At 50.8% G+C, this 18,261-nt stretch carries 26 protein-coding genes and 2 pseudogenes; 22 read left to right on the top strand and 6 right to left on the bottom strand.

From position 1 onward, the window contains the following. Nucleotides 1–43: 43 nt before the first annotated feature. From GKO28_RS07045 to GKO28_RS22175, 6 genes and pseudogenes are all read right to left on the bottom strand, one after another. The gene (locus GKO28_RS07045; protein ID WP_182075797.1) at nucleotides 44–334 is read right to left on the bottom strand and encodes a lipid asymmetry maintenance protein MlaB; all 291 of its coding nucleotides are present in this window, start codon (nucleotides 332–334) and stop codon (nucleotides 44–46) included. Then, nucleotides 331–939 (bottom strand): phospholipid-binding protein MlaC, encoded by a 609-nt coding sequence (locus GKO28_RS07040; protein ID WP_182075796.1) that lies wholly within the window; start codon nucleotides 937–939, stop codon nucleotides 331–333. Before GKO28_RS07040 ends, GKO28_RS07045 begins: the two co-directional genes overlap by 4 nt. Nucleotides 940–941: 2 nt before the next feature. Continuing rightward, a pseudogene (mlaD, locus tag GKO28_RS07035) lies at nucleotides 942–1,416 on the bottom strand (outer membrane lipid asymmetry maintenance protein MlaD). Between the two features lie 2 nt (nucleotides 1,417–1,418). Further along, nucleotides 1,419–2,202 (bottom strand): annotated as a pseudogene (gene mlaE / locus GKO28_RS07030) (lipid asymmetry maintenance ABC transporter permease subunit MlaE). 30 nt (nucleotides 2,203–2,232) lie between these two features. Further along, on the bottom strand, nucleotides 2,233–2,580 hold the full coding sequence (locus GKO28_RS22180; protein WP_307838962.1) for a hypothetical protein: 348 nt from the start codon (nucleotides 2,578–2,580) through the stop codon (nucleotides 2,233–2,235). Then, nucleotides 2,537–3,028: an ATP-binding cassette domain-containing protein gene (locus GKO28_RS22175; protein WP_307838961.1), complete on the bottom strand. Its 492-nt coding sequence runs from the start codon at nucleotides 3,026–3,028 to the stop codon at nucleotides 2,537–2,539. Before GKO28_RS22175 ends, GKO28_RS22180 begins: the two co-directional genes overlap by 44 nt. A gap of 373 nt (nucleotides 3,029–3,401) precedes the next feature. Here GKO28_RS22175 and GKO28_RS07020 point away from each other — a divergent pair, with 373 nt between their 5' ends. The 22 genes from GKO28_RS07020 to GKO28_RS06920 all read left to right on the top strand — a co-directional run bounded on the left by GKO28_RS07020 (nucleotide 3,402) and on the right by GKO28_RS06920 (nucleotide 18,215). Next, complete coding sequence (locus tag GKO28_RS07020; protein WP_203563985.1) at nucleotides 3,402–4,733, top strand: ExeA family protein; 1,332 nt, start codon at nucleotides 3,402–3,404, stop codon at nucleotides 4,731–4,733. Between the two features lie 80 nt (nucleotides 4,734–4,813). Beyond that, nucleotides 4,814–5,302 (top strand): hypothetical protein, encoded by a 489-nt coding sequence (locus GKO28_RS07015; RefSeq protein ID WP_182075794.1) that lies wholly within the window; start codon nucleotides 4,814–4,816, stop codon nucleotides 5,300–5,302. 411 nt (nucleotides 5,303–5,713) lie between these two features. Then, complete coding sequence (locus tag GKO28_RS07010; RefSeq protein WP_182075793.1) at nucleotides 5,714–6,622, top strand: type II secretion system protein GspD; 909 nt, start codon at nucleotides 5,714–5,716, stop codon at nucleotides 6,620–6,622. Further along, nucleotides 6,619–7,725 carry a lipopolysaccharide assembly protein LapB gene (locus GKO28_RS07005; protein ID WP_182075792.1) on the top strand — a complete coding sequence of 369 codons (1,107 nt, stop codon included), beginning with the start codon at nucleotides 6,619–6,621 and terminating at the stop codon, nucleotides 7,723–7,725. The genes GKO28_RS07010 and GKO28_RS07005 overlap by 4 nt, the downstream gene beginning before the upstream one ends. Continuing rightward, nucleotides 7,709–8,209 carry a hypothetical protein gene (locus tag GKO28_RS19460; protein ID WP_247646410.1) on the top strand — a complete coding sequence of 167 codons (501 nt, stop codon included), beginning with the start codon at nucleotides 7,709–7,711 and terminating at the stop codon, nucleotides 8,207–8,209. The genes GKO28_RS07005 and GKO28_RS19460 overlap by 17 nt, the downstream gene beginning before the upstream one ends. Further along, on the top strand, nucleotides 8,202–9,404 hold the full coding sequence (locus GKO28_RS07000; RefSeq protein ID WP_247646409.1) for a GspE/PulE family protein: 1,203 nt from the start codon (nucleotides 8,202–8,204) through the stop codon (nucleotides 9,402–9,404). Before GKO28_RS19460 ends, GKO28_RS07000 begins: the two co-directional genes overlap by 8 nt. After that, nucleotides 9,404–10,255 carry a type II secretion system F family protein gene (locus tag GKO28_RS06995; RefSeq protein ID WP_203563984.1) on the top strand — a complete coding sequence of 284 codons (852 nt, stop codon included), beginning with the start codon at nucleotides 9,404–9,406 and terminating at the stop codon, nucleotides 10,253–10,255. The genes GKO28_RS07000 and GKO28_RS06995 overlap by 1 nt, the downstream gene beginning before the upstream one ends. Then, nucleotides 10,147–10,605 (top strand): type II secretion system F family protein, encoded by a 459-nt coding sequence (locus GKO28_RS06990; protein WP_247646408.1) that lies wholly within the window; start codon nucleotides 10,147–10,149, stop codon nucleotides 10,603–10,605. Before GKO28_RS06995 ends, GKO28_RS06990 begins: the two co-directional genes overlap by 109 nt. Next, on the top strand, nucleotides 10,602–11,351 hold the full coding sequence (locus GKO28_RS06985; protein WP_182075789.1) for a hypothetical protein: 750 nt from the start codon (nucleotides 10,602–10,604) through the stop codon (nucleotides 11,349–11,351). The genes GKO28_RS06990 and GKO28_RS06985 overlap by 4 nt, the downstream gene beginning before the upstream one ends. 30 nt (nucleotides 11,352–11,381) lie before the next feature. Further along, entirely contained in the window at nucleotides 11,382–12,116 is a 735-nt protein-coding gene (locus GKO28_RS06980; RefSeq protein WP_182075788.1) for a hypothetical protein, read from the top strand. Beyond that, a complete protein-coding gene (locus tag GKO28_RS06975) occupies nucleotides 12,113–12,700 on the top strand; it encodes a hypothetical protein (RefSeq protein ID WP_182075787.1) in 588 nt (195 codons plus the stop codon). The genes GKO28_RS06980 and GKO28_RS06975 overlap by 4 nt, the downstream gene beginning before the upstream one ends. After that, nucleotides 12,697–12,954 (top strand): hypothetical protein, encoded by a 258-nt coding sequence (locus tag GKO28_RS06970; protein WP_182075786.1) that lies wholly within the window; start codon nucleotides 12,697–12,699, stop codon nucleotides 12,952–12,954. The genes GKO28_RS06975 and GKO28_RS06970 overlap by 4 nt, the downstream gene beginning before the upstream one ends. An 85-nt stretch (nucleotides 12,955–13,039) precedes the next feature. Next, nucleotides 13,040–13,432 carry a hypothetical protein gene (locus GKO28_RS06965; RefSeq protein ID WP_182075785.1) on the top strand — a complete coding sequence of 131 codons (393 nt, stop codon included), beginning with the start codon at nucleotides 13,040–13,042 and terminating at the stop codon, nucleotides 13,430–13,432. After that, a complete protein-coding gene (locus GKO28_RS06960) occupies nucleotides 13,404–13,724 on the top strand; it encodes a hypothetical protein (RefSeq protein ID WP_182075784.1) in 321 nt (106 codons plus the stop codon). Before GKO28_RS06965 ends, GKO28_RS06960 begins: the two co-directional genes overlap by 29 nt. Continuing rightward, nucleotides 13,693–14,262, top strand: a complete 570-nt coding sequence (locus tag GKO28_RS06955) for a methyl-accepting chemotaxis protein (RefSeq protein WP_182075783.1) — start codon at nucleotides 13,693–13,695, stop codon at nucleotides 14,260–14,262. Before GKO28_RS06960 ends, GKO28_RS06955 begins: the two co-directional genes overlap by 32 nt. Further along, on the top strand, nucleotides 14,198–14,686 hold the full coding sequence (locus tag GKO28_RS06950; RefSeq protein ID WP_203563983.1) for a methyl-accepting chemotaxis protein: 489 nt from the start codon (nucleotides 14,198–14,200) through the stop codon (nucleotides 14,684–14,686). Before GKO28_RS06955 ends, GKO28_RS06950 begins: the two co-directional genes overlap by 65 nt. A 118-nt stretch (nucleotides 14,687–14,804) precedes the next feature. Beyond that, nucleotides 14,805–15,224 carry an oligosaccharide flippase family protein gene (locus tag GKO28_RS06945; RefSeq protein WP_203563982.1) on the top strand — a complete coding sequence of 140 codons (420 nt, stop codon included), beginning with the start codon at nucleotides 14,805–14,807 and terminating at the stop codon, nucleotides 15,222–15,224. A gap of 25 nt (nucleotides 15,225–15,249) precedes the next feature. Next, nucleotides 15,250–16,107, top strand: coding sequence for an oligosaccharide flippase family protein (locus tag GKO28_RS06940; RefSeq protein ID WP_247646407.1), 858 nt, complete (start codon nucleotides 15,250–15,252; stop codon nucleotides 16,105–16,107). Next, the gene (locus GKO28_RS06935; protein ID WP_182075779.1) at nucleotides 16,107–16,829 is read left to right on the top strand and encodes a glycosyltransferase family 2 protein; all 723 of its coding nucleotides are present in this window, start codon (nucleotides 16,107–16,109) and stop codon (nucleotides 16,827–16,829) included. Before GKO28_RS06940 ends, GKO28_RS06935 begins: the two co-directional genes overlap by 1 nt. Next, nucleotides 16,795–17,118, top strand: coding sequence for a hypothetical protein (locus tag GKO28_RS06930; protein WP_182075778.1), 324 nt, complete (start codon nucleotides 16,795–16,797; stop codon nucleotides 17,116–17,118). The genes GKO28_RS06935 and GKO28_RS06930 overlap by 35 nt, the downstream gene beginning before the upstream one ends. Before the next feature lie 18 nt (nucleotides 17,119–17,136). After that, nucleotides 17,137–17,445 carry a glycosyltransferase family 4 protein gene (locus GKO28_RS06925; protein ID WP_182075777.1) on the top strand — a complete coding sequence of 103 codons (309 nt, stop codon included), beginning with the start codon at nucleotides 17,137–17,139 and terminating at the stop codon, nucleotides 17,443–17,445. Continuing rightward, on the top strand, nucleotides 17,445–18,215 hold the full coding sequence (locus GKO28_RS06920) for a glycosyltransferase (RefSeq protein ID WP_182075776.1): 771 nt from the start codon (nucleotides 17,445–17,447) through the stop codon (nucleotides 18,213–18,215). The genes GKO28_RS06925 and GKO28_RS06920 overlap by 1 nt, the downstream gene beginning before the upstream one ends. Nucleotides 18,216–18,261 lie beyond the last annotated feature (46 nt).

Below are 18,261 nucleotides of genomic sequence, written 5' to 3'. Positions count from 1 at the left end.
GACTCAAAAAGCAAGTTAGATAGATGAAGTATAGAGAGCATTTTTAGCAACTTGATTGGCTTTCGCCGGCATTATAAAAAAAATGACTTAAGCCATAAACGGCGATCAGTTGCAGCAGATTTGCAGGTAAATGAATCAGCCGTAATGTGCATTGCGCCGCGCTAGCACGGCGCTGCCATTCGAGCAGTAAGGCCACGGCACTCGAATCGACATGCTTTAAATCGCTAAAATCGAGCGTGAGCTCGGCTTGCGACAATGAGGCGTCGAGTAGATTGAGTGCTGCGGGGCTACTGGCAAAGCTGAGCTCTGCGCTAATACGGATCTCGGTCTTCATTTGCTTTGACGTGAGGTGTTATTTTTTTCGCTCAGCGATTTAATCAAACCATCAATGCCATCTTTGCGAATCACTGCACCAAATTGGTTGCGATGATTATTGATAAAGCTAATGCCTTCAACGCTGATATCAAACACCTTCCATTCGCTGCCGATTTTTTCAAAGCTAAAATCCAGCGGAATCGGTTTTTGGCCCGGTAAGCTCACTTCGGTGCGCACAGTCTGCTCGCTGGCGTCATTACCTGCACGCGTACCGCGCACATTGATTTGCGCGTTTTTGTATAAAGTCAGCGCCGATAGATAAGTGCGAATCATCATGGTGCGAAATTCTTTGCTCAGCGCATCTTGCTGCGCGGGGGTCGCGCTTTTCCAGTAACGGCCTACAGCCAGCGAAGTCATTCGATTGTAATCGGCCAATGGTGATAGGCGTTGATCGACTAAGTCGCGCATTTTACTAGTGTCTTTATCATTTTTTTTAATGATATCGAGCACATCTTTACTGGTGCTGCGCACAATTTGTTCTGGCGTATCATTGTTGGCAATACTTGCGCCAGCGGTAAAGCTGAAGGTGATGATTAATAATAATTTACTAAAAAGCGAGTACATATTTATTGCTCCGAGTTGTTGGCTTTGTCGCCTTGACTAAATAAAAAGCGACTAATGAGTTGCTCCAGCACAATGGCAGAAGAGGTGACTTTAAAGCGATCACCATTGACGAGGTTTTTCTCGTCTGCGCCCGGCGTGATGCCAATATATTGTTCGCCCAATAAGCCCGAGGTCAGAATCTCTGCCGAGCTGTCTTTGCTAAAGTGGTAGCGGCTATCCATCGCCATTTCGACCTTGGCGACATAGCGTTCATTATCAAAACTATATATTGCTCACGCGGCCAACCACCACCCCAGCACTTTTAATCGGCGCGCGAGGTTTAAGGCCACCGATGTTTTCAAAATCAGCGCTTAATACGTAGCTCGATGTGGCAGGCAAACTGCTGGAGCTACTCACTTGTAACGCTAAAAACAATAGGGCGGCAATGCCAGCTGCGGCAAATAAACCCACCCAAAAATCAATCATGCCTCGTTTCACTATTAAACCCCTCGGAACATAAACGCGGTCAAAATAAAGTCCAGCGCCAAAATAACTAAAGAACTCGTGACTACCGTGCGAGTCGTCGCCCGCGAAACGCCTTCTGCGGTTGGCGGTGCATCGTAGCCTTCAAAAACGGCGATTAAAGACACGGCAAAGCCAAAGAAAACACTCTTGATGATGCCATTCATCACATCAAGGCGAAAATCGACCGCGCCTTGCATTTGCGACCAAAAACTACCGTCGTCCAAACCCAATAAGTGCACGCCGACCAAGTAACCGCCAAAAAATCCCCATCGCACTAAAGATCGCCGCCAGTAAAGGCATGGAGATCACCCCACCCCAAAAACGCGGTGCAACTACGCGGGCGATTGGATTAACCGCCATCATTTCCATCGCCGACAATTGTTCGGTGGTTTTCATTAAACCAATTTCAGCCGTGATGGCACTACCGGCGCGGCTGGCAAACAGCAACGCAGCAACCACGGGGCCCAATTCGCGAACTAAAGATAACGCTACTAAAATCCCGAGCGAGCTCGAAGCGCCAAAGCGTTGCAGCGTGTCATAGCCTTGTAGCGCCAACACCATGCCCACAAACAGCCCCGACACTGAAATAATCAATACCGATAACACGCCAGCAAACCAAATCTCACGCATCGTCAACTGTGGGCGCAGCAGGCAGCTAGCTGAATGCCGCAAAATCGCGATTAAAAAACGACAAGCAAAACCCAGCTTAATCAAGGCATTGGTGAATGGTGCGCCAAGACGGCTAAAAAAATTAAACAACAACAAAAGTGGCCTCCGCGATGGTGGTGTTCAACATGTCAAACCCAGTTGCTCTGCATAAGGTACTGCTGGCTTATGAAATGGCAATGGGCCATCGGGACGTGCATGAATAAACTGCTGCACGAAAGGGTGCGTTGAGGCTTTGACTTCTGCTGGCGTACCTTCGGCAACGATTCGGCCTTCGGCCAAAAAATAAACGTAATCGACAATCGCCAGCGATTCGGCCACATCATGCGTGACCACAATCGACGCCGTGCCAAGGGCATCATTGAGTTCACGAATTAACTTGCCCACCGTGGCCAAAGAAATCGGATCTAAGCCAGTAAACGGTTCGTCATACAGCATCACCGCAGGGTCTAAAGCAATGGCGCGCGCCAAAAGCCACGCGTCTTGCCATGCCGCCAGATAATTCATGCGGCATTTGCTGCGCCGCGCCGCGTAAACCAACGGCTTCGAGCTTCATCAGCACTAAATCTTGAATCATCGATTCAGGTAACTGAGTGCGCTCGCGCAGCGGGAAAGCCACGTTATCAAACACCGATAAATCGGTAAATAACGCCCCAAATTGAAACAACATGCCCAATTTCCGCCGCATTTGATACAGATCGTGCTCGTTGAGTTGGCCAACATTTTGCCCATCCAGCCACACTGCGCCTTGCTGGGCCTGTAATTGGCCGCCAATTAATTTGAGCAAGGTCGTTTTACCCGAGCCTGAGCCACCCATGATCGCCACCAGTTGACCACGGCGTATCGATAAAGAAACGTCGCGCAATATCTGGTTTTCAGCATAGGAAAAGCTGACATTTTGAAATTCAAGCAGGTTCATGGATTTAAGCTGAGTGATTGAAAACGAATTTTAGGGCTTTCTAAGTATACAGGCTAGAGGTCATTATTGATGCTGCGTTGCAGCAAAACGATTCGCATCACCGTCATTGCGCTGATGACAGGCTTGCAGCTTCTTCAATCATAACGCCGGATTATACCGTGTATATATTTTCTCACACCTGACTATTTGACGTATTGCATGCTGGCTCATGGTTTTTAAGGCGGGGCATGAGATACCTCGATGAGTGTTGCTAGAGCAATTTCTTTCTTTACATTTACTTACAATTTATTTAAAACAAAAAAGCTATGCTAGTTGACAGATGAAATCTTGTTTTCAAGCTGCTGCCATACGGCTTATCTCTTGGGGTTTAATTTTGTATCAAACGTATTTTGGTTTACATAGCCCACCATTTCGTCTGACTTCGCATCCTGATTTTTTCTTCTTTGGGGCGGGGCGCGGTGAAATACTTGATACCGTACTGAGCGGTATTCAGGCGGGTGAAGGCTTGATTCAAGTGATCGCTGAAATCGGCGCGGGCAAAACGCTATTGTGCCGCATGTTGCTGACACGGCTATCCAATTGCGTTGATACCCTATTTGTGCCGAATTTTGCCGTGCTTGAGAATGAGTTTTTAGTCACCATTGCGACGCAATTACAAATTCAACTGAGTAGTGGCAGTGCCCATCAAGTCTTTGATCACATCGAAGTTGAGCTTATGCGTCGGCATGCCGCAGGTCGGCAGGTGGTGTTATTGCTCGATGCTGCACATGCGATGCCGCTTGAATCTTTTGAGTTGTTGCGTTTATTGACTGATTTGACCGTCAGATCGCAGCCATTATTGCAAATCGTGCTGTTTGCGCGCCCAGAGTTAGAGCTGCAATGGGCGAATACAGCTTTAAATTCGCTGCGCGAACGAGTCAGCCATACCTTGGTGCTGCCTTTACTTACAGCAGAGGAAGTGAGCGAATATTTGGCGTGTCGTTTATCGGCGGCGGGTTATCAAGGGGAAACCTTGTTTAGTGCCCCAGCGGTGCAATTGATTGCCAAAGCCACGCAAGGAATCAGTCGGCAGATTAATCTAATTGCAGATCAAGCCTTGTTTGCGGCTTACACCGATCAAGCCGTGACTGTAGATGCTCAGCATGTGCAAAGCGTACTGCAAGATGAGGCTGTATCGTCACCGCGTTTTAGCCATTTTTGGCGATGGACTGCTGCATTCATTTTACTTAGCGCTTTGACGCTACTGGGGGGGTATTTTTATCCCGATCCAGTGCAAATTAGCGAGCCATTATTGTGGCCGCGCTCAGATAAACTCTCATCGCTCAGTGAAAATGCCGACAGTAAATCACGTGCTGCAGCTGCGCCCTTATTACTCAATGAGCGAGTGATGCTTTCAAATAAAAAATTGATTGCCGCTGACGCCAATAGCATGACGATCTTGGTGTCAAAAGTGCCACAAAGTCAGCTGCGGCGTTTAGAGCAGTTGGTCAGTGATTTAGAAGCACATCTAGGACCAAGTCGGGTGCTGGTGTATCCCACATTACTTAATGGCAGCTTGGCATGGGGGGTGTTGGCAGGGCTTTATCCAGATAAGAAAAAAGCCCGTGAAATAACGCAGTTGCTGGAACAAACACATCCACAGCGCAAGCATAAGATTCAAACCATCGGCGTTTTGCGCGGCGAAATGTTGTTGCTGCGCGACTAGATGCACGGGCAGGTCACTGAAACTTTGAATTTTTAAAAGTTATGCTAGTTTGAGGTAAGTTAATAAAAAGAATTTAAAGTATGCAAAAGGCTTTGTGCATCGCGGGATGTTTCTTGTTATTTGGCAGTGCTTGCTCAACATCCAACGGTTTACAAACCACTGGGCACATCAGTCAAAGCGCCGCTTCGATGCCCAGCGCAGCGATTCCGCCGCTGGTGCCGTCAATTCCTATTTTGCCCAAGCCCAATGTGCGCCAGCAACTCGAAGTTTACAGCGTCGTCGTTAGTCAGCTTGGGGTTCATGATTTATTGTTTGCTTTGGCGCGTGACGCACGCTTCAATATCGACGTGCATCCTGCGGTGAGCGGCAACATTACGTTGAACGCGATTAACCAAACCTTGCCACAAATTCTCGATCGCATTGCTGGTCAGGCTGATATTCGCTGGAGCATGGTCAATGGTGTGCTCACCGTGGTGCCCGATACGCCAACGCTGCGCATTTACCAGCTCGATTATTTTAATTTGCAGCGCACCATGCGCTCGAATTTGAAATATTTTAAATTCAGTTAAATCGGTTTCAGACCCAAGTAATGCCAGCAATAGCACCGGTAGCACCTCGTTTTCGGCGATTGATAGCGAGTCGAAAAATCTATTTTGGCAGCGCTTAGAAAGCAATCTAAAAGAAATCCTCGACATTAAACCTGAGCCCGCGCCAACGAGCCCCGCAACGAGCAAACTCAGCCAATACGCGGCACAACAAGCTTTACTGCCAGGTCAGGCGCAAACTACGGCCATCGAAAACAGCGCCAAGCTAGAAAAAACGCTGGCGCAAATCGATAAAATCCAAGCTGAAACCCTCGCCATCCAACAACAAGCCGTGCAGGCGATCTCATCCGTAGCGGCAGTACCCAATTTGGTGGTCATTCATCCTGAAACCGGCACCATTAGCATTCGGGCAACGCACAAATCGCAGCAAAAAAAGTGGCCGAGTATCTGGCCAAGATTCAAGCCTCTGCGCAGCGGCAAGTGCTGATCGAAGCCACGATTGTTGAAGTGGTGCTCAGTGATCAATATCAGGCGGGCATTGATTGGGCGCAAATCGCCACCGGCGCCGGTTGGAGCTTTGGGCAAAGCGTATTGGCGAATAATCTGGCGACTGCGCCGGTGAGTTTATTGGCTTACAAAAGTAATAACTTTAATGCCACGGTGAAATTACTCGAGCAATTTGGCAAAACCCGAGTGCTCTCTAGCCCCAAAATTACCGCGCTGAATAATCAACCGGCGGTGATGAAAGTGGTGGAAGAACTGGTTTATTTCACCATCACCGTCACGCCAGCCACATCCGACACCAATGGCATCATTACCCCAGCGGCGTATGAGAGCGTGCTGCATACCGTGCCGGTGGGGTTGGTGATGCAGGTGACGCCGCAGATTTCTGAATCGGGCGCGATTTCAATGAATGTACGGCCGACCATTACCAATGTCAGCGGCTATGTCGAAGATCCAGCGGTGGCGATTATTGCATCGACCACCAAGGTGGCATTAAAAAGCTTGGTGCCTGAATTACAGGTGCGCGAGTTTGATTCCACGCTCAAAATTGCCAGCGGTCAAATCGCTGTCTTGGGTGGCTTAATTCAAGACAAACAAGTCAATTTACGCCAAGGCGTGCCGGGTTTATCGCGCCTGCCGTGGATTGGGGATGCGTTTAGCTATCGTGACGACAAAGTCAGCAAGATCGAATTGGTGGTGTTTTTGCGCCCGATCATGATTAAAGATCAAGGTGTTGACCCAAGTAGTTTGCCGAGTGCAGATTTTTTTAATCCCAAATCAGCGCCAGAATTGTCGGCGTTTCAAAGTGGGCTGATGCCTTCTATAGGGCCGGCGCAATGAATGTGCCAAGCTTCAAATCCCCCGAGGGCGTGCCCGCAGATTTAAGCGCCGTCGATGAGGCCGCTGCGCTCGTCAATCGCTCGGCTGGTGCAGAGCGTATCAGCCAGTTTAAACATGCTCTGGCGGCGAGTTTGCCATGTTTGATTGTTGGTGGCGGCATCGTGCTTGGCTTGGGGTTGGCCTACGTATTTTTGCCGTATCAAATTACAGTAAAACCAACGCTGGCGAGCGCAGCGCTTGGCCGTGAATCCGTTTCTAGTGAAGTAGTCAAAAGTGAGTCACGCACCGGTGCATCAGTCGCTACGACTTGGCAATTGAACACTCCAGTTGATGGGTATGTTGATGTAGTATCCTCAGCTAAAGCGCTAGAAGCCAATACCCAGCTTATTCAAGCGTCAGCGCCTTCGGCCAGCCCTAAGCGCTCAGTACCGCAATCACGATTTAATGCAAGCACGCAGCCAGTTCGGTCAAGTGGGCCGCCGCATTTAGCGGGCGTGACGCAGATAAAACCGCAGATTCAACGGCAGCCAGCGAACTCGGTTGACCCCTTATTGCCAGCATGGCAAGCCTACCAACAAGGTGATTTTACGCAGGCCGAGCAGTATTACCAGCAAGCAATGCAGCAAAACCCTCGGCAGCGCGATGCGGTTTTGGGTTTGGCAGCGATCGCACAAATCCGTGGTGATGCACCACGCGCTCGCAGCCTGTATCAACATCTTTTGCAGCTGCACCCTGAAGATGCCGCGGTGAAACAGGCATTGATGGCATTGCCACACGCGGTGGCTGAGCAAGATATTTTGCAATTAGAGCAAAGTGGCCAAGCTGATCCACAGCTGTTAGCGCAGTTTTATGCCCGCGAGCAGCACTGGAGCCAAGCGCAGGCGCAGTTTTTTATCGTTTATAGCCAAAACCCCAGCGCCACGGCGGCGTTTAATTTGGCGGTGAGCTTAGATCATTTGCAGCAGCCCACCTTGGCGCTGCAATATTATCGGCAAGCTTTACAGGGCGTCGGGACGTTTGATCGTTCGGCGGTGCAGCAACGGATTGCGGCCTTAAGCGCGCAGCCCGTGTCGAGTGAGGCGCAACATGCTGCACAGCACTAAACGGCGCTTGGGTGAGCAATTAATCGATAAGGGTTTGATTTCTGACGATCAACTGCGCATCGCCTTGCTTGAGCAGCGCCAATCGGGGCTGTTATTAGGCAAAATTTTGGTGGATTTGGGGTTTTTATCCGATCACGTGTTACGCGAAGCACTTTCTGAAAATCTAGGCCAAGTCAGTATCGATTTGAGCCGCGTTATTTGTGATGCGTTAGCGATTGCTTTACTCCCCAAAGCGATGGCCAAGCGCTTATTGATTTTGCCGATTGGCTTAAATTCAGCGCAAACCAAGCTGACTGTGGCCATGGCCAATCCCAATCATTTATTACAGATAGATCAGCTGCGGTTACACACGCAAGGGCAATTTGAGATCGAAGTGGTGTTGGCCGCCGAATCGGATTTAATTCGCGCCATTGATCAATATTATGGTTTTGAATTATCCATTGACGGCATTTTGCGCGAAATCGAAACCGGAGAAATTGATTAGCAGCTTAAATCATTCGCAGTTTGAATATTCGCAACCGGTGGTGCGTTTGATTGATGCTTTATTGACCGACGCCGTGCGTTGCGGTGCGTCGGATATTCATTTTGAGCCGGAATCGTCTTTTGTTCGCATCCGCTATCGAATTGACGGCGTTTTACGGCAAATCCGCGCACTGCATAAAACCTATTGGCCAGCGATGGTGGTGCGACTAAAAGTGCTGGCACAGATGAATATTGCCGAAACGCGTGCCGCGCAAGATGGGCGAATTTCGCTGACTTTGGCCGGACGGGCGATGGATTTTCGCGTGTCAGCGCAGCCAACCAGTTGGGGCGAAAACTTAGTGTTGCGAATTTTAGATCGCCAAAATGGATTATTGAGCTTGGCTGAGCTCGATTTAAGCGCGGCGAATTTGGCGTTATTGCAGCAGATGATTCGCCGCCCCGCAGGGATGATTTTGCTGACCGGGCCGACCGGATCGGGCAAAACCACCACCTTGTATTCGATTTTAAATCACATCAATTCAGTCGCACTCAATATCATGACGCTGGAAGATCCGGTTGAATATCCATTGCCATTGATTCGGCAAACGTCGGTGAGCGAAGCCGCCAAAATGGACTTTGTGACTGGCATTCGCTCAATGTTGCGCCAAGACCCAGATGTGATTTTGATTGGTGAAATTCGCGATCATGCCACCGCCGAAATGGCGTTTCAAGCGGCGATGACTGGGCATTTGGTGTATTCCACTTTGCACAGTAATTCGGCAATGGGCGCAGTGCCGCGCTTGCTGGATATTGGCGTGCTGCCGGATATTCTGTCGGGCAATATCATCGGCATTATCGCGCAGCGTTTAATTCGCCGTCTCTGCATGGCTTGCCGCGAGGGGTATAGCCCTGATGAGTATGAAAGATGCGTATTGCAGTTAGATACCCAAGATGCAAAAATCTATCGTGCGGTAGGTTGTGCACAGTGTGCGCAGCAAGGTTATCAAGGCCGCAGTACGGTGAGTGAAATCTTAAAGCTGGATCTTGACCTTGATGAATTGATTGCCCGCCGCGCCAGCTTTAAAGAAATCCGTGATTTGGCGATGCGTAAAGGTTTTAAAAGCTTGGCTGACGATGCTTGCCGCCGCGTCAAAGAGGGGGTGTCGACCTTCGACGAGATTGCTCGCGTGGTCGATTTAAGCGAGCGGATGCCGTGATGCAGTTTGAATATCGCGCTGCTGATGCGCAGGGCAAAATCCAACAAGGCGGCATGGATGCGGCCAATTTGGCCGATATTGAGTTGCGCTTGTCGCGCTTGGGTTTAACGCTGATTGACGCCAAAAGCCATACGCAGCCGCGCCGCCGTTGGCGCAGCGCGCGAATCAGTCGCCGCGATTTAATCACGTTTACGTTTCATTTAGAGCAATTACTGCGTGCCGGTTTGCCTTTGCTGGCGGGCTTAATCGATTTGCGCGATCACCTCGAACAGCCGCAATTTCGTGAAGTGCTGGCCACGGTGATTGATGATATTGAAGGCGGTTGCTTGTTGTCGCAAGCGCTGGCGGCGCATCCCTTGGTGTTTGACGCGGTGATGGTGCAAATGATTCATGCCGGCGAAGTCAGCGGGCAATTGGTGACGGTATTGCAAGGGCTGACCGTCTCGTTGCAGTGGCAAGATGAGTTAAGCGAGCAGGCCCAAAAAATCCTACTGTATCCAGCTTTTGTCGCCTGTTTGGTGTTGGCGGTGCTGGTGTTTTTATTGCTGTACTTAGTGCCGCAATTATTAGGATTTTTGCAGGCGATGCAACAAAGCATACCGTGGCATACCCAGCTGTTATTGGCGTTAGCCGATGGTTTACAGCATTTTTGGTGGTTGATTTTAATTAGCCTTGCTGCGGCGTATGCATTGCTGTCGTGGGCGCGCCAGCATGATGAGCGCTTTGCTGATCGGCTTGCGGCATGGCAATTGCAAATTCCGCTGGTGGGGCCGATCCAACAAAAAAAATTATTTTGGCGCGCTTTGCCAATTGTTTTGCGCTGCTGTATCGCGCCGGGATACCGATTTTAGATTGCCTAAAAATTTGCCAAGGTGTGGTTGGGCATCGGGTGATTGCCGCTGAATTACGCCAGATTACGCAGTTGATGCATGAAGGGCAGGGGCTGGCCGCGAGCTTTACTCAGCGGCGCTTTTTTCCGCCGCTGGTGCTGCGCATGCTGCATATTGGCGAAACCACTGGGCAATTGGATCAAGCGCTAGGCAATGTGGCGTATTTTTATCAGCGCGATATTAAATTGGCCGTCGCACAAGCACAAACGCTGCTCGAACCGATGTTAACGGTGATACTGGGCTTGCTGCTCGCTTGGGTGATGTCGGCGGTGTTGCTACCGATTTTTGATACCTTGAGTCAAATTCGATGAAGCGCTTAGTCTTACTGCTAACGCCAACGCATATCGCTGCCTTGTGCTGGTCTAATCAAGGCGCGCGGCCCTTAGCGCATTTTAATCACGACGCTGCTGGTCTTGCCGACTTGGCGCAGTTCGCGCTGCAGCAGCAACAGCGCTGGTTTTATATTTTGACGGATTTAGCTGAGGAAGATTTTCAACAAGAAATGATTCCCCATCTGGCGCGTAAAGATCAGCAGCGCTTGATTGCGCGTAAGCTCGAACAGCGCTATCGCGGCGCGCCTTATCGGCAAGGACAAGTGCATCGCCAGCGTGGTGCGCAAGATCAATTGCAACTTTCCGCCTTACTCAATGAAGAGCTGATCAATGCGCTGATCAGTACTTTACTGGCAGCACAATGCGCGATTGTTGGCGTGTATTCGGTGGCGTTGTTGACGCAAAATTTACTGCAAAAATTGTCGCTAGATTGGCCGTACTTACTCATTATGTCGCGCTCGACCCCTGAGACGCTGCGGCAAAGCTATTTTGCCGATGGCGCTTTACAGTTTTCTCGCTTAGGTCGTTTGGATTCCACCCAGGGTTTATTGGCGCAAGCGCAAGAAATTATTCAAGAAGTACGGGCGCGCGCGGCAATATTTGACGACGCTGCGGGTGATGGGCGCGCGGTGAAATCTTGCAGGTATGGGCCCTATTTGACAGCCACATTGCTCAGTCGCTACAGCAAGTGGCCGCGGATTTGGCGACCGAAGACGACGAATTAAAGCTTGATTTGCAAGTGGATCTGGCTTTTTTTGCGCCAGCAATTGCATTTGCCCAGTGAGTGCTCAAGCTGGCTGGATGTACTCGTGGCGGCCTTATTGAGTCTGAATGTGCCAAATCAATATGCGCAGCCTGCAGTATTACGGTTTGCTCGCGCTAAACAATTATCCAGACGTATTGAGCTGGCGGCTTTTTCGGTTGTCGCTTTGGCGGCAATACTGTTTAGTTTGGCGCTGTGGCATGGTCAAACCCTGCAGACACAATGGCCGAGTTTGCAGCAGCAAATTGAGCATGAAACGCAGCAATTAGCCAGCCTACAACAGACGGCCAGCGCCATTGATCCGGTGCAAATGCAAGCACTTGTGCAGCTATATCAGCGAGATATCGCCAATTGGCCCAGTGCAGAAGAGACCGCGCAGCGTTTTAGTCAGGTGTTAGCGCCGTTTTCGCAGCTGCAATTACTTCATTTTCAGTGGCAAACGGGAACGGCGGGCTTGGTGGCGAGCACCGATCCGAATTTGCCGCTGCGAGCGCAGCAAATCCAAGTCACTTTGCGCGCCAGCGCTGAAGCAACAGAGCAGCAAGCGTGGCAGCAAATGAAGCAATTGGCTGCTCAATTGCAGCGCTGGCCCAATGCCAAAGTGGCACTGCTGCCGAGCCAAACTGAAATGCGCACCAGTGCCAATCACCCTGAATCGGCAGCGGCGCAGCCGATGGATTTTGTATTGCAACTCACATTAGCCAGCTCGCCGCAGGTGGCGCCATGAATCGCGCATTCAGTTGGCCATTGGAAAAATCGTTGCAACTGGCTTTATGCTGGCTGACTGCCGCGCTGCTTGTGGCAGGGGTATTACTATGGGCTGCTCATCGATATTGGTCTTGGAGCCAATACGAGCAAGATCGCCGGCAGCAGACTTTAGCTCAGCTGCGCCAGCAAGTGAGCCAGCGCCAGCAGGCGTGGCAAAATATTCAGCAGCATCAAGCGCAATTTAAGCGCCTGAACGCCCAATTGATGCTCGGCGCCGAGCATCGCGTTGAGTATTTGCAAGCGCTGGCGCTCTATCGACAACAAAACCCTCAGCAGCAATTGCAGTATCAATTGCAGGCGCCGCAGCCTTGGCCTGCAGCAAGCCCGATGGCCAATTTACACACCGTTGCCAGCCCGCTAAATATCCAACTGCGCTTGCGCGACGAAGACGCACTGTCGAATTTTATGCTCTGGCTTAAGCAGCAGCCGGGCTTTACGGCGCCAGCGCGCTGCGAAATGAGTTTGGCCCAGCCCAGTGGCATTGCGTTGAACTGTGATTACCTATGGCTAACGATTCAAGCGCTGCCCGTGGAGCCAAGATGAAATACTGCCTATTGCTACTGCTTTGTTGGGCCATGCCGGTGTCGGCCGAGTGGGGGCGATTCTTTTATACCCCGCAGCAACGGCAGCAATTGCAATCGAGCGCACAGGTTGCATCCATGCCAGCAGCTTCGCAACTACGGCGTTTTAACGGTGAATTAATTGGCCCGCGCGGTAAAGTGCAGTGGTTGGATGGTCAGATTGCATCTGTGCCAGCGGGCGCTAAGCCTGGCTCTGTGGTTGATGTCAGAAAATAATTATTAAAATTTCATATGTATTTCAGTTGGCTAGTGCTTGAATAAGAAAAGCATCGTTTTGATGTGTTGTTAAATGGGAAGATCGATGAAAAACATTAAGCCTTTATTGATCGCGTTTATCGCCATTGTGATTAGTGTTGCCTCATTGCAAATCATGCTGCTGTTTGTTTTCTTGCATCAGCTCCAGTCGTTACGCCAGTATGAACACACTCAGATCGATCCTCTAGTGAAGTCTTTGGTGCAAGTGAAATACGATGTGGTGCAAATTCAGCAATACCTCACTGATGCGGCGGTCACTCAAGAGAGCGACGGCATTGCTGATGCGAAAAAAAACACTCGCCAGTGCCGAAAAAAATATCGCGGCAATCAGTCAATTGGCACCCCAGATGCAAGCTTCAGCGGATTTGTTGCAAGCCAATGCGCGTCAATTATTGACGAGTGGGCTGCAAATGGTCGCCACTTACGCTCAAAGCCGTGAGGCCGGTAATGCGCTGATGAAAGCGCCACAAACAGGTTTTGACGCGCAATCGAATGCGTTGCAAGCGCAGATTGATCAATTGCAGCTCGCGGTGGATGCTTTGCAATCGCAAACGGTACAAGTGATTGATCACAAGATTGAGGTGATTTTCTGGCTCGGCTTAAGTATGGGTTTAGTGTTAGTGATCGTGGCAGGTCTTGGCGGTCTTTTTCTGTACCGTTTTATGATGAAAATACTGGGCGGAGAACCCTCAGTGGGTAATGAGGCGGCACATTACTTTAGAGCAAGGTGATTTAACTTATATTGTTCCGGTGAAAGAGGGCGATCAAACCAGCTTGTTGGCCACGCTATCGCGAATGCGTGGGCGTTGGACGGATGTGATTTCTAGCTTGAACGGACAGACTGCGATGTTGTTGGGCAGTGCCGAGCAATTAACCGATCAAGCCCAGCATCTATCCGTCTCAAGTGAGGCGCAAAGTCAAAATGCGCAGCAAATTTCCGCGAATGTCGATCAGCTCGCCAGCACCATGGCGAGTATGGCCAAGCAAGCAACCGAGGCGTTTGGCCAAGTTGCAGCAACGGGCGAGGCGGCAATGAAAACTACACGGGTGTTGCAAGAAGTCACGCATGAAGTGCTCAGTGTTGAGCAAAGCGTCACGATGTCGGCGCAACATATTGGCCAGTTGCATGTGCAAATGAGTGAAATTAATTTAATTGTGACCACGATTCGCGAAGTCGCCGATCAAACTAATTTATTGGCATTAAATGCCGCCATTGAGAGCGGCGCGTGCCGGGGAAGCGGGGCGAGGTTTTGCCGTGGTCGCCGATGAAGTGCGCAAACTAGCCGATCGCACCACTGGTTCGGCGCGCTCGATTGGCGAGATGATTGCGGGCATCGGCACCATGACCGATGAAATTATGAAAACCATCAAACAAAGTGTCGATCGTGTTGGCTCAGGCGTGAGTTTGATTGGCGTGGCGCAAGCGGAAATGCAGCAAGTGCTCAGCGCCTCGATTACCGCGAGTAAGGATATGGCGCAAATTCATGATGCTTTAGAAGAAATTAGCCGCAATACCGACGATATTGCCGATTCAGTCGAAAAAATCTCGTATTCGAGTCAAGATCATTCTACCGCCGCGCAATCGGTGGCGATTACCAGCGGCAATATCAAACAAGTGGCTGAGGCGTTGCGCGGTGATTCGGCGTATTTCAAAGTCAGTAGTGGTAGTGATGATGATATGACTTTGTTTTAGTTTTTCGTCTGCGTGGTTAAAAAACGCTGTAAACATGGTGTTACAGCGTTTTTTTATGGCTAGCGTAAAATGCCGGCATTGATTGCGTTTGAGCGCGATAGCGGCGAAGGGGTAGTGAGTGTTTGATACGCGTTTGCGTTCTAATATTATGGCCTTGTACTTGGTACAGGGCCTTAATTATGTGGTGTCTTTTGTTACCTTCCCGTTTTTATTGGTGCAATTAGGCACCGAAGGCTTTGGCGTAATGAATTACGCCTTTGCGGCGATTCAGTACGGCGTTTTGCTGACCGATTTTGGTTTTAATTTATCTGCTGTGCGCGATGTGGCGCAAGTGCGTGATGACCCGAAAGCCGCGGCGCGGATTTTTTGGCGCGTTACTTGGGCCAAGCTCGGGCTAATGCTGGTGTCGAGCCTGATTTTATTGCTGCTGACCTTTACTTTGGGTAGTTGGCAAGCGCATGCCGAGGTTTTCTTGTGGAGCCAGCTATATATTCTCAGCTCGGTATTGTTCCCTATTTGGTATTTCCCAAGGCTTTGAAAAGCTGCAACTCGCTTCGGGCTTAATGGTGGTGGCGCGTGCGCTGACCTTGGGCTTTTTATTGTTGTGGGTGAGTGGCCCCAATGACATCGTGTTGGCGGTGATTTTACAAGCGACACCGCAAATTTTGGCCGGTGTGGTTTGGTGGTTTACTGGTTGGGGCGTGGCCAAACCGGCGTGGGTGCGGATTCATTATTCTGAGCTGAAAACCGCGCTCAGAGCCAGTTGGCCGTTTTTCCTGTCGGCGATTTCAACCAGTCTCTACACCACATCGACCACGGTATTGCTGGGTTTATTTTCGACCCCAGTGCAAGTGGGCTTGTTTGCAGCGGCGAGTAAGCTGGTGTATATCGCCCAAGGTTTGATTGGCCCCTTGGTGCAAGCCACTTATCCCCGGATTGCCCAATTGGCGGCCACCGATCAGCCTGCAGCCGTGCGTTTAATTCGTAAAGCGTTTGTTATTCAAGGCGCAGTGGGTTTAAGCATGGCTTTGATGTTGGCGCTGTTTTTGCCGCTCCTGACGCCGATTAGCGTGGCGTGGTTTGGCGCTGATTTTTCTTTATCCAAGGCGTTTTTAGCGTTAAGCAATTCACAAGCGGTGATGCTGTGGTTTGCACCGGTGATTTTGCTTGGCGCTTTGTCTTTGGTGTATGGGCAGCAAACCTTGCTGGTATTTGGGTTTGAGGGCTATTTCAGTCGTGTGCTGGTGGCGGCAGGGATACTGAATGTGATCTTGATGTGCTGGTGGGTGCCCGGTTCGGCGCAAGGCGGCGTGCGTGCGGCGCAAAGTGTGTTGTGTGTGGAATTGTTTATCGTGCTGGCTTTTTGGTGGCGCGCGCGACCAATTTTTCGCCAAGCGCCAGCAATAGGGACAAATCATTGATGAGTTTGGTTTCTTTTCTTTTGCCTTGTTTTAATTCCGAGGCGTATCTACAGCAAACCCTTGATTCAATTGCCGCCCAAACCCATACCCAATGGGAATGTATTGCGATTGATGATGGCTCAACAGATGGCACTTGGGCGTTATTGCAGCAAGCTGCGGCCACTGATTCGCGCTTTAAGGTGATCAGCCGCGAAAATCGCGGTTTGATTGCCACGCTCAATGAAGCGATTGCTTTGGCGCAAGGGCAATGGCTGGCACGCATCGACGCCGACGATATTTGCTGGCCACAGCGGTTGGCAATGCAGTTGGCGCGCTTGGCAGAAACCGGCGCCGATGTTTGCGGCACTTGGGTGCGCTTTATTGGTGATCGCTCGGGAGAATGGCAAACGCAAAGTACCGATGCCAGCATTAAAACCGGCTTGCTGTTTAATTCTACGCTCGCCCATCCCACGGTCATGCTGCGCGCCAGTTTAGTAAAAAACGCTGGCTACGACGCGAGCGCGATTCACGCCGAAGACTATGCGCTATGGTGCCGTTTGGCTTTGCAAGGCGCGGTGTTTACTGGCGTGCCTGCCGTGCTGCTGGATTATCGTTGTCACGCCGGTCAAATTACGCAGGCCAAAAAAACAGCAACTTCGCGCCACCGCGCAGAAAATTCGTCTCGATTACGCGAGGCAAGCGCTACCTTTGCCCTTGCAAGCCGTCGCGACCGAATGGGCTGAGCTGCTAGAACCAGCTCGTGTATTGACGGTGAGCGAGTGCCGCAGCGTGTTTGCGATGTTATTGCAAATCGCGCAGTTTTCTCCGGCGAGCCAACCGGCGCTGGCTGAGGCTTGGTTAGATGCTTTGCAGCGCACGCAAGGTGTGAGTCTGGGTATGTGTTTTGACGCTTTTTCTATCAAGACTAAGCTGCCAATACCCCAGTCAGAAGCTAAAAAATGGCATAAACAAATATTTCGCATGCTGATCAGTGATCGCGTGTGGCAAATCATCAAGCGAGCGCAAGCATGAAAATCGCCATTTTTTTACGTGATTTGGGTTTGGTGTGGCGTCGAGCGCTGCGCGGTGTTAGTCGGTGAAGCTTTAGCCGCACGTGGTTTCGCGGTGACGCTGGTGCTGCTGGGTGGCAATCGCAATTTATGGGCTTCACGCATTAGCCAAGTGCAAGTCGTTGATTTATCCAGTGTGTGGCAGCCACTCAAACCATGGACCTGGCTGGCCGGTTGGCGCGCTGCGCGCCGCGTGGCTCGCGAGCACGATGTGGTGATTGCCGGGACGTTTTTACTGCCGCTGTATATGACGTACGCGGCAACACTGGGTTTAAATAAAAACGGGTGATGGCATGGGTGCATGGGCCGTTTTTTGAGCTTGATCAGTTTGCCAAAATGAATCCAGTGCATCGCACTGCATGCCAATTTGTGTATCGGCAGCTGGATGAATTGCTGTTTGTTTCTCAGCACGCCAAAGATTCAATGGCGCGCTGGCTCGGCTGTGCCGCCAAAACCACGTGGCAAGTTTTACCCAATTTTGTCGATGCCGCGCAAGCAATGCCCAACGCCGTGCCACGCGCTGACCCTGCGCCTTTGCGCTTGGTGTTTATTGGCCGGATCGCGACCGAAAAGCAGCCGCACCTGTGGCTGGATACGCTGGTGGCGCTTAATGCCAAAAACGTGGCAGCACATTTGACCGTTGTTGGCGATGGCCCGCTAGAGACTTGGCTACTTGCCGTTGCTGCCGAGCGGCGTTTGAGCGGGCAAATCACCTTGGTTGGACGGCAAGACAATGTCAGCGATTATCTAGCGAATGCCGATGTGTTATTGCTCACGTCGGGCTTTGAAGGCTGCCCCTTGGTGGTGTTGGAATCCATGCCGATGGGCGTGCTGCTGGCAAGCACCAATGCCGGTGGGGTGTATGAGCTGTTTGCCGAACGGCGCGATGAATTTGTCGTGAGTGAAGCCAGCGGCGCAGCACTGGCCGATTTAATCATTGCACAGCAAACGCATGCCGCCGAGTTAAGTGAATGGCTGAAGCAACGCGCAAAATGCTATTCGCAGGCGGTGTTAATCGATCGCTGGCAGGCGCTGCTTAGCGAGTATCACGACGTTTAAGCGGCTTTGCTGACCGTTCATGCAGAATGGGTTGGCATTTGCGACA

Origin of the sequence: Deefgea sp. CFH1-16, from assembly GCF_016881365.1 — a bacterium.
Taxonomy (GTDB): domain Bacteria; phylum Pseudomonadota; class Gammaproteobacteria; order Burkholderiales; family Chitinibacteraceae; genus Deefgea.
This window is presented reverse-complemented; position numbering and strand designations above follow the sequence as displayed.

Coding starts and splice junctions, on each gene's coding strand:
- GKO28_RS06935 (WP_182075779.1), top strand. CDS start 16,107: ATGAGTTTGGTTTCTTTTCTTTTGCCTTGTTTTAATTCCGAGGCGTAT.
- GKO28_RS06970 (WP_182075786.1), top strand. CDS start 12,697: ATGAAATACTGCCTATTGCTACTGCTTTGTTGGGCCATGCCGGTGTCG.
- GKO28_RS06990 (WP_247646408.1), top strand. CDS start 10,147: ATGGCAATTGCAAATTCCGCTGGTGGGGCCGATCCAACAAAAAAAATT.
- GKO28_RS06965 (WP_182075785.1), top strand. CDS start 13,040: ATGAAAAACATTAAGCCTTTATTGATCGCGTTTATCGCCATTGTGATT.
- GKO28_RS22175 (WP_307838961.1), bottom strand. CDS start 3,028: ATGAACCTGCTTGAATTTCAAAATGTCAGCTTTTCCTATGCTGAAAAC.
- GKO28_RS06960 (WP_182075784.1), top strand. CDS start 13,404: ATGGTCGCCACTTACGCTCAAAGCCGTGAGGCCGGTAATGCGCTGATG.
- GKO28_RS06950 (WP_203563983.1), top strand. CDS start 14,198: ATGCCGCCATTGAGAGCGGCGCGTGCCGGGGAAGCGGGGCGAGGTTTT.
- GKO28_RS19460 (WP_247646410.1), top strand. CDS start 7,709: ATGCTGCACAGCACTAAACGGCGCTTGGGTGAGCAATTAATCGATAAG.
- GKO28_RS06940 (WP_247646407.1), top strand. CDS start 15,250: ATGGTGGTGGCGCGTGCGCTGACCTTGGGCTTTTTATTGTTGTGGGTG.
- GKO28_RS06995 (WP_203563984.1), top strand. CDS start 9,404: ATGCAGTTTGAATATCGCGCTGCTGATGCGCAGGGCAAAATCCAACAA.
- GKO28_RS07040 (WP_182075796.1), bottom strand. CDS start 939: ATGTACTCGCTTTTTAGTAAATTATTATTAATCATCACCTTCAGCTTT.
- GKO28_RS06920 (WP_182075776.1), top strand. CDS start 17,445: ATGGCATGGGTGCATGGGCCGTTTTTTGAGCTTGATCAGTTTGCCAAA.
- GKO28_RS07005 (WP_182075792.1), top strand. CDS start 6,619: ATGAATGTGCCAAGCTTCAAATCCCCCGAGGGCGTGCCCGCAGATTTA.
- GKO28_RS06985 (WP_182075789.1), top strand. CDS start 10,602: ATGAAGCGCTTAGTCTTACTGCTAACGCCAACGCATATCGCTGCCTTG.
- GKO28_RS07015 (WP_182075794.1), top strand. CDS start 4,814: ATGCAAAAGGCTTTGTGCATCGCGGGATGTTTCTTGTTATTTGGCAGT.
- GKO28_RS06975 (WP_182075787.1), top strand. CDS start 12,113: ATGAATCGCGCATTCAGTTGGCCATTGGAAAAATCGTTGCAACTGGCT.
- GKO28_RS06955 (WP_182075783.1), top strand. CDS start 13,693: ATGAGGCGGCACATTACTTTAGAGCAAGGTGATTTAACTTATATTGTT.
- GKO28_RS07045 (WP_182075797.1), bottom strand. CDS start 334: ATGAAGACCGAGATCCGTATTAGCGCAGAGCTCAGCTTTGCCAGTAGC.